This window comes from Flavobacterium sp. 28YEA47A, assembly GCF_041262125.1.
GTDB lineage: Bacteria > Bacteroidota > Bacteroidia > Flavobacteriales > Flavobacteriaceae > Flavobacterium.
On the sequence record NZ_JBGCCI010000001.1, the window covers coordinates 501,833 to 515,270 of the forward strand.

Below are 13,438 nucleotides of genomic sequence, written 5' to 3' on the forward strand. Positions count from 1 at the left end.
AACTCCAAATAATCTCTTACTTTGTTTAAAAGAACAGAACTCCAAACATGAAAAAAGCGGCAATCACACGGCTGAATATCCTCCAAAAAGCCTTTGAGCTGATTTACGAAAAAGGCTATCTAACGACCAGTATCGATGAGATTCTGGCTACAACCGCTGTTACAAAAGGAGCTTTTTATTACCATTTTAAAAACAAAGATGAAATGGGTATTGCCATTATCAACGAATTATTAAAGCCTTCGTTTGAAAATACATTCCTAAAACCGTTGACATCTGACGGGGATTCGATTCAGACCATCTATGATATGATGTATGAAATACTGATGGACAATGAAATCCTTAAAGTAGAATATGGTTGTCCTGCTTCTAATCTTACTCAGGAAATGGCTCCCTGGAATACTGAATTTACTAAAGCACTAAACGACCTGTCATCAGAATGGAAAGAGGCTATCATTAACTGTATTGAAAACGGAAAGAAAGACGGAAACATCCGTTCAGATGTAAAAGCAGACCAGGTCGCTATTTTTATCATGTCCGGCTATTGGGGCATCCGAAATATCGGCAAACTTAGCAATAGCAAATCTGTTTATCTTGTCTATCTAAAACAGCTCAAAGATTACCTCGAAAGTTTGAGATAATTTTTTTATCCAAAAACATACTAATTAGTATGTTTTTTATTTACTTTTGTTTCTGCCAAACAAATAGTCTTTTATACTATGTACCAAACCCTTACTTTTCTGCATTCTACCTTGCGTTGGTTTGTCTTAATCAGCCTGATTATTTCCCTTTACAAAGCATATCGAGGATATTCACAAAAAACAGCCTTTACAAAAACAGACAATGCCATTCGGCACTGGACAGCCACTATAGCCCATCTCCAACTTATGGTTGGAATAACCTTATACTTCCAGAGTCCGATTATCAAATACTTTCTTAAAAATTTCAGCACTGCCAAAGAAAATTTCGATTTGCTATTTTTCGGATTGATTCACAGCACACTCATGCTAATTGCAGTAATCGTCATTACCATTGGTTCTGCCATGGCAAAAAGAAAAACTGTGGATAACGAAAAATTCAAGACTATACTCATCTGGTATGGCCTGGCTTTACTCCTAATTCTTATCGCTATACCCTGGCCATTTTCTCCTTTTGCAAACAGACCTTATTTCAGATAATATGCAAACATTACTAAAAACTCCAATCGGACGCCTCCGACTTCTCGGATATATTGAAGGCCTTTCCCTACTCATTCTTCTTTTTATAGCCGTGCCTTTAAAATATGCAGCCGAAAATCCTTCACTTTCAAAAATAATGGGCCCAATCCACGGTGCTTTGTTTCTGCTTTTTATTGTCAATACCGTGAGTGTTGGAGTTGAGCAGCAATGGAAGTTCAGGAAAACTACCTACAAAGTCATGCTGGCCTGTATTATTCCTTTCGGCACATTTTATATAGATCGTAAAATACTAAGCAAAATATGAAACGGATCATCATCATTATTCGAGTATTAGTATTGATTTATATCGGATACCGTATCTACAGGATTTATACTTTAGATAAAGGTCTGGACCAGCTTTTATCTGAAGGAGCCATTATTCTTGACGTACGCACCCAAAACGAATTCGATATGGGCCATATAGAAGGCTCGCTTAATATATCATTAGGAGAAATCCGTAATCGATACGTCGAGCTTGATACCTCAAAAACCTATATAACCGTATGCTCTCATGGTCTTCGCAGTGTCAAAGCCGAAAATATCCTGAAAGAAAAAGGATTTAAAAAAGTATACAATGGAGGAGCCTGGAACGATTTGCAGGAAAGTGTTTTTTTAAGGCACTAAGGTGCTAAGATACTAAGGTTTTGAGGTTCTAAGCCTGTGTGTTTATTTTAAAAGTGACAGCAGATAAAACATTCTTTTCGTATTATTTTTAGAGGTAGGGCGGCTTCTTGAATTCGTGTAATCTTTCTAATCTGTGGCAAAATAAAATCCGCTACTGTAGTTATATCGGGTTATAACAATATAAAATTCAATCCATTACTGTAAATTTGTTATACACTATCTGTAAATTAAACACAACGTTTTATGAAAACAAGAAAAATCTGGGCAAATCTGGGTGTAGAAGATTTAGAACGTACGACCAAGTTTTATACCCAATTAGGTTTTAAACCTAATGGAGCTTCTAAAGAACTTACCAGCTTTAGGGTTGGCGATGACAACTTTATAATTCATTTCTTTTTAAAAGAGATTCTTAAATCCAATACTAAAATAGAGCTAACCGATCCAAAATCGGGGAATGAAATAATATTCACGCTTTCTGCAGAAAGTAAAGAAGAAGTCAATCAGTGGCAGGAAGAAGTTAAAAAAGCAGGAGGGGCCATTATTTCCCAAGCAGAAGAATTTGGTGAAGGATATTATGGTTTTGTTTTTTCAGATCCTGATGGACATAAATTCAATGTATTTTATATGTAAAAATCATTGGACGCCAGAATCTTTACACTAAAATCCATTTCAATAAGTTTATTCTTTGCGCCTCTGCGCCTTTGCGAGCAATTATTTTCACGCAAAGACGCAGAGGCGCAAAAAAGTCTTAGAGAGATTTTCTAAGCCTATCTTTATCTATCATTTGATACAAACTTCACAATAGCCATTCAACGACAATTAAGATAGGCTGCTCAATCAATGTAAATATCGCCTTCGAAAACAATTTGTCCTAAATAACCTTCACTCCTTTTGCTTTGTTTTAGTATGTTTGTTTGGCTATGAAAAAATGAGGCGTACAGATATAATAGCTGAGAAAGCTATCTGTTTGCCAGTAACTTCAATCAAAACAAACAATCAATGAAAAAAGTAATTTTAGATCTGGCGGTAACACTTGATGGGTTTATTGAAGGCCCAAATGGAGAAATCGACTGGTGTATTATGGATGACGATATGGACTTTGACGGCTTTCTTGCCAATATAGACACCATATTCTACGGCCGGACTAGCTATGATGCCTGGGGCAATTATCAGCCGGAAACCAAAGCCAGTGCTATAGAGCAAAAACTATGGGAAGATGTTCATTCAAAAAATAAGTTTGTATTCTCTAGTCAGGAGCGACAAGATCCAAATGCTACCTTTATAAGTTCTGATATAGCCAAAAAAGTAGCCGAGATCAAACAACAAAGCGGTAAAGATATCTGGTTGTATGGCGGTGCGGGGCTCATTAAAAGTTTTATCCGATTAAAACTTATTGACACGTATAGAATATCCGTACATCCGGTAGCCTTAGGCAGTGGAAAACCCTTATTTGAATACCTTGAAGAACGAGTACAATTAAAACTTATCAAAACCAACACTTTTCGTTCTGGTGTCGTGCAACTAATCTACGAACCGGCCCAATGAAATAAAAACCACAATCTCATAATAAAAAAAGCCATTCTTTTCAGAATGGCTTTTTTGTATATAAAGAAATACGAATTAGAATTTAAAACGCTTTCTGTCTGTTTCAGATAAATAAATCTTTCTCAAACGCAACGATTTTGGCGTTACCTCAACATACTCATCTTTCTGGATGTATTCAAGAGCTTCTTCCAATGAAAACTTGATCGCAGGAATAATTCTTGCCTTGTCATCAGCTCCGGAAGAACGTACGTTAGAAAGTTTTTTAGTCTTGGTTACGTTCACAGTCATATCATCGCTACGTGTGTTTTCACCAATAACTTGTCCTTCGTAGATATCCTCGTTTGGATCAACGAAGAATTTACCACGGTCTTGTAATTTATCGATAGAATAAGGAATTGCTTTACCATTTTCCATAGAAATTAATGAACCGTTATTTCTTCCAGGAATTTCTCCTTTGTATGGCTCATATCCTATGAAACGGTGTGCCATGATAGCCTCACCAGCAGTAGCAGTCAATAATTGGTTTCTCAATCCAATGATTCCACGAGAAGGAATATTGAATTTCACTACCATTCTTTCTCCTTTTCCTTCCATAGAAAGCATTTCACCTTTACGTACTGATACGAATTCAACTGCTCTTCCTGAAAGATTCTCTGGAAGGTCAATTGTCAATTCCTCAATCGGCTCACATTTCACACCATCAATTTCTTTGATGATAACTTGCGGCTGACCAATTTGTAATTCATAACCTTCTCTTCTCATCGTTTCGATAAGAACAGACAAGTGTAGTACACCACGTCCGAAAACCATGAACTTATCAGCAGAATCTGTTTCACCCACTTTCATGGCTAAGTTTTTCTCCAACTCTTTTGTCAGACGATCTCTGATGTGTCGAGATGTAACAAATTTTCCTTCTTTTCCAAAGAAAGGAGAATCGTTGATTGTGAACAACATACTCATTGTAGGCTCATCGATTGCAATAGTCTGCAATGCTTCCGGGTTTTCAAAATCGGCAACAGTATCACCAATTTCAAATCCTTCGATTCCTACAATTGCACAGATATCTCCTGCAATTACTGTTTCTACTTTTTTACGTCCTAGTCCTTCAAATGTATGAAGTTCCTTGATACGTGATTTTATAATCTTACCATCTCTTTTTACCAAAGAAATAGGCATTCCTTCTTTCAATACACCTCTTTCCAAACGACCAATAGCAATACGACCTGTAAAAGAAGAGAAATCTAAAGATGTAATCAACATTTGTGGTGTTCCTTCAGAAACTTTTGGAGCTGGTACGTTTTTGATAACCATATCCAATAGTGGCTCGATGTTCTCCGTCTGGTTTTTCCAGTCGTCAGACATCCAGTTGTTTTTCGCAGAACCATAAACAGTTGGGAAATCCAATTGCTCTTCAGTAGCGCCAAGTTCAAACATCAAGTCAAAAACTTTTTCGTGAACCTCTTCAGGTGTACAGTTTTCCTTGTCTACTTTATTGATTACCACGCAAGGCTTCAATCCAAGATCGATTGCTTTTTGCAATACGAAACGAGTTTGCGGCATAGGTCCTTCAAAAGCATCTACCAAAAGGCAAACTCCATCGGCCATATTCAAGACACGCTCTACTTCGCCTCCAAAATCCGCGTGACCTGGAGTATCGATAATATTGATTTTTGTTCCTTTATAAACAACAGAAACGTTTTTAGAAGTAATAGTAATACCTCTCTCACGCTCCAAATCGTTATTATCAAGAATTAGGTCTCCCGTATTTTCATTTTCGCGGAAAAGCTGACAATGGTACATAATTTTATCAACCAAAGTAGTCTTACCGTGATCGACGTGGGCAATAATTGCAATGTTTCTGATAGATTCCATCTGATTTTTTTTCAAGGTGCAAATTTACACATTATTTTGACATAAAAAATGTTTTTTTCAAAGGACTTAACTTATTCATAATAAGCTAGTAACTTAAAGTTCCAGAATTAGAACATATCTTGATTTTTTAACATAAATAATCTGAACAAAAAGAGTTTTCTTTATCTTTACAAAGAAGAACACTACCCCATGTATAAACCTTCTAATAAAATAATCTCAATCTATCTTGTGATTGGAATCGTATGGATTTTAATCAGCGACCGTTCATTTGCCTATTTTGGCTTTAATGGTGATAGCGTCCTATTCCAGACACTCAAAGGTATCGGGTTTATTATTGCTTCAGGAATTATCTTCTGGGTTATGCTCCGGAAATACGAAAACAAAAATCAAAAGTACCTGAGCAGACTAAAAAACATTACAGAAGAACTTACTCTTTCCAATAAAAGATATACCGTGGTAACCAAAGCGACCAACAATATTATCTGGGATTGGGATTTTAAAAAAGACAAAGTCAGCTGGGGCGAATCTCTTACCAAAATCTTTGGTTATCCAAATCTTGAAAACCACAACACCTGGTGGACTGACAAAATCCATCCTGAGGACAAGGAACGTGTTCTACAAAAGTTCAATAAGTTCGTAGAAACCTCTAACAAGGAGAAATGGTCAGACGAATACCGCATTATTACAGAATCTGGTAGTATCCGCCATATTTACGATAGAGGATATATTTTATTCAACAAAAAAGGAAAACCCATCCGCATGATAGGTTCTCTGGAAGACATTTCCGAAAGAAAAATCAATGAAGAACAGCTCAAAGAACTCAATCTTCAAATCAACAAAAGAATGGAAGAACTCGCTGTTTCCAATGCTGAGCTGGAACAATTTGCCTATATAGCTTCTCACGATCTTCAGGAACCCTTGCGAATGATAACGCGATTTTTGTCAGAAATTCAAAGAAAATACAGCGACAATCTTGACGATAAAGGCAAAGAATACATTCATTATGCTGTAGATGGCGCTCACAGAATGCGCAATCTCATTCTCGACCTTTTGGAATATTCCAGAGTTGGAAAATTTGACCAGACCATCGAAACAATCGACCTTAATATCCTGATAGAAGAAGTGACCAACTATCATGAAGTTTTTATAAAAGAAAGTAACGCAGTCATAAAATGGAGCCATCTGCCAACCATCCAAAATCGCAAAACTCCTATCCAGCTGGTTTTCCAGAATCTAATCAGCAATGCGCTGAAATATCACAGTCCATCTGAACCACCGGAAATTGAAATAGCACATCAGGATTTGGGAGACCATTGGTTATTTTTAGTTAAGGACAACGGTATTGGTATAGACCCGATGTTTAGCGAAAAAATATTTGTTATTTTCCAAAGACTCCATGCCAAACACGAGTATTCAGGAACAGGAATTGGGTTGGCAATCTGTAAAAAAATTATCGAGGCCCAAGGCGGCAAAATCTGGGTAGAATCAGAAGAAGCTCAGGGAAGCACATTTTATTTTACAGTAAGTAAATAAGTGAATAGTTTTATTATATTTGTTAAATTCTAATCTGTGCCCCATGGAATCAATTGTTATTTTATTGATTGAAGACAATGAAGGCGATATTCTGCTCATAAGAGAAGCGCTCAGCCATGGCAGTATAGGAAAAGAAGTTTCAGTAGTAAAAGACGGATGGGAAGCCATACAGTTTTTAGAAAAAAAGGGAGTTTATAAAAATGCAATACTACCAGACCTCATACTTCTGGATATAAACCTCCCTAAATTAAACGGTCATGAAGTTTCGTCCAGAATAAAATCGAATCCCCAAATTCAACATATACCTGTAATTATGCTAACGACATCGTCATCTGAAAGCAACATACTCAAGAGTTATCAAAACCACGTAAATTGCTTTATAACAAAACCTATCGAAGCCCATAATTTTCTGGAAATGATAACCGCAATTGAAGAATTCTGGTTATCTATGGTTCAATTGCCTAAAAAATAGTAACCGATGACGTTTCAAAAAGAAGGTATTCACTTTTTAATAATCGAAGACAATCAGGGCGATCTGGTGCTGATTAAAGATTATATAAAAGAGGAATTTCGCAATCCTGTTTTTTATGAGGCGCGGAATCTCAAAGAAGCCAAGAAATTTCTGAATACGGAAGAAAAAATAGATATTATTTTTTTAGACCTCATTCTTCCCGATGCAGAAGGCGAAAGGCTTTTTAATGAGATCATTCCGATATCCCGAGATATTCCGATTATTATTCTGACGGGCTTTTCGGACAAGGAATTTAGCATCAAATCGCTTTCGTATGGAGTTTCAGACTATCTGCAGAAAGAAGATCTGAATGCTTCTTTGCTTTTCAAAACGATACTCTACAATATCGAGCGCAAGAAAATAGCGCAAAAGCTCAGCGATTCCGAAAAGAAATACAAGGATATTTTCCAATACAGTCCGCTGCCAAAATTAGTCTATGATATTGAAACGCTTCGTTTTTTGGATGCCAATGATGCAGCGATGAGAAAATACGGCTATACCAAAGAAGAGTTTCTAAACCTGGAGGCCTACTCTGTTGTTGCCAAAGACGATTCTGAAAAAGCATTAGCCTTAGTCAAATCGCTGAGAGAAGAAGGAAAGTTCATGGAAATGTCTTTCAAACACATCACAAAAAACGGAGTAATAATTGATGTCATCACTCAAGGGAATGAAATCAATTTCAATGGAAAAAGAGCCCGCCTTGTTTTAGTGACCGATGTCACCCAAAGGCTGAAAACTGAAAAAGAAAACGAATTGACGGAACAGCGTTTCAAAGCCTTGGTTCAAGACGGTTCAGAATTGATTGCTATTCTCGACACCGATGGCGTATTCACTTATATCAGTCCAAATGTCCAGACCAATTACGGAATAAATCCTGACGATTATATCGGAGTTAATGCCTTTGACCAGCTCCATCCCGAAGAAATGGAAGACTTTAGGCAGGAATTTTCCCGATTGAAAAGCGAAAAACGCCTTGCCACCCGCCCTTTCCGGTATATCGAAATAAATAACGAATGGCGATGGCTTGAAGCCAATGTCATCGACATGAGAGACAATGCGGCAGTTAACGGAATTGTGCTCAATGCCCGCGACGTAACCGAAAGAATTGAAAATGAGCTAAAAATCAAAGAAAGCGATCTTCGGTATGAAGCTATTGCCAAAGCAACAAGCGATGCGATTTATGAATTTGATGCCGAAACAAAAAAAATATACATTGCAGGTTCTAATTACCAAAAGCTATTTGGGTTTGATTTTAAGGATCAGCAATATCTGGATTTGGATTTTTGGGTATCACGGCTTCATCCTGAGGAAAGGGATGATGTAAGGGAAAAAATTGCAGCCATACAAGAAAACTCTTCCGGATCGCATCACGAAATTGAATATCGTTTCCGAAAGCAGGACGATACTTATGCACATGTTTTAGACCGTTTTGACCTGATTTGGGAAGACGGGAAACAAGTTAAAAAAATAGGCGCCTTACAGGACATTACGACACGTAAATTCCAGGAAACTATACTCGCATTTGAGAAAGACACTTATAAGCTCAATGCCGAACCTAATAAATCGCTAAAAGAAGTTTTGGAAAAAGTGATCCAAAACATCGAGATTTTGATGCCGGATGCCCTATGCTCTATCATAGAAATCAAAAACCATAAGATAAAACACTTTGTAGGCAATTCGCTTCCAAAGGGCTATATCGATTCCATAAATGACCTCGATTCAAAAAGAAGTATTTTCAAAAATGAAAATGCTTTTATTTCCAACATCGAAAAAGAACCGCTTTGTAAAAATTTTGCTCCGGCTGCTATAGCTAACGGCTTAAAATCCTGCTGGTCTATTCCAATCAGAAAGACGGATGGATCAAGTCTGGCTAGTTTTGTCACTTATTACAAAACCAATAGAGTACCAAGCCAAAACGAGATTTATCTTCTCGAAAGGATTGCAAACCTCGTAGGAGTATTGATTGAAAACAGAAGAGCTGGCGAAGAACTGAAAGAAGCTATTGATCGCTATGATATTGTAGCGAAAGCAACCAGCGACACCATATGGGATTGGAAAATACAAGAAGACGATTTCCAATGGAATAAGGGAATTCGAAGTGTTTTTGGATATAAAAAAGAAGAAGTTGGCGATACGTCAAAATGGTGGTTTGACAGAATCCATCCGGAAGACAGCCTTAGAGTATCGGTAAAACTCTATAATTTCCTTGAGAAAAAGGTTGAAAAATGGCAAGACGAATACCGTTTTAAATGTGTTGACGGCACCTACAAGCACGTCTTTGACCGGGGCTTCCTGATTAAAAACAGCGATGGAAAACCAATCCGAATGATCGGTTCCATGCAAGATGTAACCAAACAAAAAGAAGAAGAACAGCGACTAAAACTTCTGGAAACCGTAATTACGCAAGCCAAAGATGCGGTAATAATTACAGATAACGACACTTCAGAAACTTCTATCCCAAAAATCATTTTTGCCAACCAGGCTTTTACTGAAATGTCCGGCTATAAAGCATCCGAAGTTATTGGAAAATCACCATTACTATTTAGAGGTAAAAATTCTGATGAATCCGAATTAAAAAAGCTCGTTGCAGCCATTAAAAATGAAGAAGAAACCCAGATTGAAACCATCAGCTACAAAAAAGATGGCGAAGAATATTGGGTCAGCTTTTCAATGATTCCGATTACAAACAAGGAAGGGCAGCTTTCTCACTGGATTTCCATACAGAGAGACATTACCCTACTGAAAAGACAGGAAAAAGAACGCGAACAACTCATTCGAGAATTAACGCAAAACAACAAAGATTTAAAACAATTCTCTTATATAACATCTCATAACCTCAGGGCTCCGCTATCGAATCTGACTGGACTTTTGAACTTAATTGAAGACATTCCTATTGAAAATGACGACCTCAAACTGATATTGAATGGTTTTACAAAGTCTACCCATCTCCTAAATGAGACTATAAACGACCTTGTAAAAGTTGTCATCATCAAAGACAATCCATCCATTCAAAAAGAAGAAGTCCTTTTCAGTGAAGTATTTGAAACTGTTTTTGACCAGCTGAGTTATCTTATAAATCTGCATCAGCCGATTTTAAAAATCAACCTTGAAAACGACTCCCTTTCAAACATGAATAAGGCTTATCTGGAAAGTATCATGTTAAATTTGCTTACAAACGCCATAAAATATAGAGATCCTGCAAAAAAATTAAAAATAACTATAGCTACAAAGGAGAAAGTTGATAAGACAATTCTTACCTTTGAAGACAACGGAATTGGAATCGATATTGAACGAAATAGAGACAAGATTTTCGGTCTCTACCAACGATTCCATAACTATCCGGACAGCAAAGGACTTGGTTTATACCTTGTCAAATCACAAGTTGAAACAATGGGAGGGACAATTGATGTTCAAAGCCAAGTAAATAAAGGAACTAAGTTTACATTAACATTCAAAAAGGAATAAAATGCTACATAAGATCTTATGTGTGGATGATGATCCAATTACTCTAATGCTTTACAAAATGGTAATTGCCAAAGCATCTTTTACAGAAGAAATAATTACTGCAAAAAATGGGCAGGAAGCTATGGACTATTATGAAAAGCTAAAAGCTGATAATGATACCCGCTGTCCTGAGCTTATCTTTTTAGACCTCAACATGCCGGTCATGGGTGGTTGGGAATTTCTGGATAATTTTATAAAAAAGGAATATCAGGAATTCAATACGAAGACAAAAGTAATCGTGCTTTCATCGACTATTGACCCAACAGACATTGAAAAGTCCAAAACCTATCCTATTGTGATTGATTTCTTATCGAAACCCATCACCAAAGAAATGCTCGAAGACCTGAAAGACAAATTATAAAAAAAGCTCTCGAAATCGAGAGCTTTTTTATTTGGTAATTTTAAAACTTGGTATCATATTTCGTTAGTGACTCGAAATACAAAAAATAAAAAAGCCCTCTGGTGAGGGCTTTCCATATTTTAGCGGTTCACACTCAAATTAAAGAGCAGAAACGTGTTTAGTCAATTTAGATTTTAAATTGGAAGCTTTATTATTGTGGATAATATTTTTCTTAGCCAATTTATCAATCATAGAGATAACATTTGATAATTTTGCAGAAGCATCAGATTTATCAGTAGCCAAACGCAAAGCTTTGATCGCATTACGAGTAGTTTTGTGTTGGTATCTGTTTAATACTCTTCTTTTTTCGTTACTTCTGATTCTTTTTAGAGCTGACTTATGATTTGCCATTTTCTTACCTTTTTTTCTTTAAATGTTTTTTTTGTAGTCCGTAGGGGAATCGAACCCCTGTTACCAGGATGAAAACCTGGCGTCCTAACCCCTAGACGAACGGACCTTGAATCCTTCTAAGTTAGTTTACTTTCAATAAACTCTGAACTTGTAGCCCGTGGGGGAATCGAACCCCCCTTACCAGGATGAAAACCTGGCGTCCTAACCGATAGACGAACGGGCCTTGCTTCTCTAATGCGGATGCAAAAATACAACTATTTTTTATTCGCACAATAGCTACCTTGATTTTTTTTTATTTTTTTTAATATGCCTTAGCAAAAAGCACTCTTCCAACAGAAGGTTTTCCAGTAAACACACAGCTTCCAACCTCTTCTACTCTATCTAAGGCAATACATCTGATTGTTGCTTTAGTCAGGTCTTTGATTTTTTCTTCTGTCTCAGGAGTTCCATCCCAGTGTGCTGCAATAAAGCCTCCTTTGTTCTCTAAAACATCTTTAAACTCATCAAAAGAATTCACTTCGGTTATATGTGTATCTCTGTATTCCAATGCTTTATTAAACAAACTATCTTGAATTTCTTCTAACAGTCCATTAATATGATTCACAATAGCGTCTTTTAAAACGACTTCTTTAGACAATGTATCTCTTCTTGCCACTTCAAAAGTTCCGTTCTCCAAATCCTTCGGACCAATTGCAACACGAACCGGAACACCTTTTAATTCCCATTCAGCAAATTTAAATCCTGGCTTTTGAGTCGTCCTATCGTCAAATTTCACAGATATTTTTAGTTTTCGCAATTGCGACACTAAAGTATTCGCTGCTTCAGATATGGCAGCAAATTCTTCATCTGTTTTATAGATAGGAACAATAACCACCTGGATAGGTGCCAAATTTGGAGGCAAAACCAATCCGTTATCATCAGAATGCGTCATAACCAAAGCTCCCATCAAGCGTGTTGAAACGCCCCATGAAGTCCCCCAAACGTGTTCTTGTTTTCCTTCTGCATTGGCAAACTTAACATCAAAAGCTTTGGCAAAATTCTGCCCTAAAAAGTGAGACGTACCTGCCTGTAGTGCTTTTCCGTCTTGCATTAAGGCTTCAATACAATAGGTTTCTACAGCTCCTGCAAAACGCTCCGTTTCTGTCTTCACTCCTTTAATTACCGGAATAGCCATAAAATTCTGTGCAAAATCAGCATATACATTCATCATTTGTACTGATTCAGCTATTGCTTCACTTTGTGTAGCATGCGCCGTGTGCCCTTCCTGCCATAAAAATTCAGCGGTTCTCAAAAACAAACGGGTTCTCATTTCCCAACGCACGACATTCGCCCATTGGTTAATCAAAAGCGGCAAATCTCTATAAGATTGCACCCATCCTTTATAAGTAGACCAGATAATAGCTTCACTCGTTGGACGAACAATAAGTTCCTCTTCGAGCTTAGCATTAGGATCTACCATTAATTTTCCAGGCTTGTCCGGATCATTCTTTAATCTATAATGAGTAACGATTGCGCATTCTTTAGCAAAACCTTCGGCATTTTTTTCCTCAGCTTCAAACATACTCTTGGGCACAAACAGCGGGAAATAGGCATTCTGATGTCCTGTCTCTTTGAACATCCTGTCTAACTCTGCCTGCATCTTTTCCCAGATAGCATAACCGTATGGCTTGATAACCATACAGCCTCTAACTCCAGAATTTTCGGCTAAATCTGCTTTTACTACCAGTTCATTATACCATTTGGAATAATCTTCTGATCTTTTTGTAAGGTTCTTACTCATATTGAATAGTTTGGCACAAATATTGTTTAACTTTATTTAACTAGATAATTCAGCAAAACTAATTATTTTTGTATTGTCTTTTGTATTGTCCAACAATAAAATTG

General features: G+C 37.0%; 13 protein-coding genes and 2 tRNA genes. 10 read left to right on the forward strand and 5 right to left on the reverse strand.

The window, feature by feature from the left end; genetic code table 11:
• Window positions 1-47: 47 nt before the first annotated feature.
• From ABH942_RS02415 to ABH942_RS02440, 6 genes are all read left to right on the forward strand, one after another.
• Entirely contained in the window at window positions 48-638 is a 591-nt protein-coding gene (locus ABH942_RS02415; protein ID WP_370029404.1) for a TetR/AcrR family transcriptional regulator, read from the forward strand.
• Window positions 639-716: 78 nt separating this feature from the next.
• Window positions 717-1,175: a hypothetical protein gene (locus ABH942_RS02420; RefSeq protein ID WP_370029405.1), complete on the forward strand. Its 459-nt coding sequence runs from the start codon at window positions 717-719 to the stop codon at window positions 1,173-1,175.
• Window position 1,176: 1 nt separating this feature from the next.
• Window positions 1,177-1,479, forward strand: a complete 303-nt coding sequence (locus tag ABH942_RS02425; RefSeq protein WP_370029406.1) for a DUF3817 domain-containing protein — start codon at window positions 1,177-1,179, stop codon at window positions 1,477-1,479.
• Entirely contained in the window at window positions 1,476-1,838 is a 363-nt protein-coding gene (locus tag ABH942_RS02430) for a rhodanese-like domain-containing protein (protein WP_370029407.1), read from the forward strand. Before ABH942_RS02425 ends, ABH942_RS02430 begins: the two co-directional genes overlap by 4 nt.
• A gap of 243 nt (window positions 1,839-2,081) precedes the next feature.
• Window positions 2,082-2,468 (forward strand): VOC family protein, encoded by a 387-nt coding sequence (locus ABH942_RS02435; protein WP_370029408.1) that lies wholly within the window; start codon window positions 2,082-2,084, stop codon window positions 2,466-2,468.
• Between the two features lie 369 nt (window positions 2,469-2,837).
• The gene (locus tag ABH942_RS02440; protein ID WP_370029409.1) at window positions 2,838-3,383 is read left to right on the forward strand and encodes a dihydrofolate reductase family protein; all 546 of its coding nucleotides are present in this window, start codon (window positions 2,838-2,840) and stop codon (window positions 3,381-3,383) included.
• 75 nt (window positions 3,384-3,458) lie between these two features.
• Here ABH942_RS02440 and typA read toward each other — a convergent pair whose 3' ends face one another.
• Complete coding sequence (typA, locus tag ABH942_RS02445; RefSeq protein ID WP_370029410.1) at window positions 3,459-5,255, reverse strand: translational GTPase TypA; 1,797 nt, start codon at window positions 5,253-5,255, stop codon at window positions 3,459-3,461.
• Window positions 5,256-5,444: 189 nt separating this feature from the next.
• Between typA and ABH942_RS02450 the strand changes: the two genes are divergently transcribed.
• From ABH942_RS02450 to ABH942_RS02465, 4 genes are read left to right on the forward strand one after another with little or no spacing between them, the layout of a single operon-like run.
• A complete protein-coding gene (locus tag ABH942_RS02450) occupies window positions 5,445-6,788 on the forward strand; it encodes an ATP-binding protein (protein ID WP_370029411.1) in 1,344 nt (447 codons plus the stop codon).
• Window positions 6,789-6,831: 43 nt separating this feature from the next.
• A complete protein-coding gene (locus ABH942_RS02455) occupies window positions 6,832-7,260 on the forward strand; it encodes a response regulator (RefSeq protein ID WP_370029412.1) in 429 nt (142 codons plus the stop codon).
• 6 nt (window positions 7,261-7,266) lie between these two features.
• Window positions 7,267-10,764 (forward strand): PAS domain S-box protein, encoded by a 3,498-nt coding sequence (locus ABH942_RS02460; RefSeq protein ID WP_370029413.1) that lies wholly within the window; start codon window positions 7,267-7,269, stop codon window positions 10,762-10,764.
• 1 nt (window position 10,765) lies between these two features.
• Window positions 10,766-11,164: a response regulator gene (locus tag ABH942_RS02465; RefSeq protein WP_370029414.1), complete on the forward strand. Its 399-nt coding sequence runs from the start codon at window positions 10,766-10,768 to the stop codon at window positions 11,162-11,164.
• Between the two features lie 138 nt (window positions 11,165-11,302).
• Here the strand turns inward: ABH942_RS02465 and rpsT are convergent, their stop codons facing one another.
• From rpsT to proS, 4 genes are all read right to left on the reverse strand, one after another.
• On the reverse strand, window positions 11,303-11,554 hold the full coding sequence (gene rpsT / locus ABH942_RS02470; RefSeq protein WP_140001015.1) for a 30S ribosomal protein S20: 252 nt from the start codon (window positions 11,552-11,554) through the stop codon (window positions 11,303-11,305).
• Window positions 11,555-11,588: 34 nt separating this feature from the next.
• Window positions 11,589-11,660, reverse strand: a tRNA-Glu gene (locus tag ABH942_RS02475).
• A gap of 45 nt (window positions 11,661-11,705) precedes the next feature.
• Window positions 11,706-11,777, reverse strand: a tRNA-Glu gene (locus tag ABH942_RS02480).
• Window positions 11,778-11,855: 78 nt separating this feature from the next.
• The gene (gene proS / locus ABH942_RS02485) at window positions 11,856-13,334 is read right to left on the reverse strand and encodes a proline--tRNA ligase (protein ID WP_370029415.1); all 1,479 of its coding nucleotides are present in this window, start codon (window positions 13,332-13,334) and stop codon (window positions 11,856-11,858) included.
• Window positions 13,335-13,438: the final 104 nt, after the last annotated feature.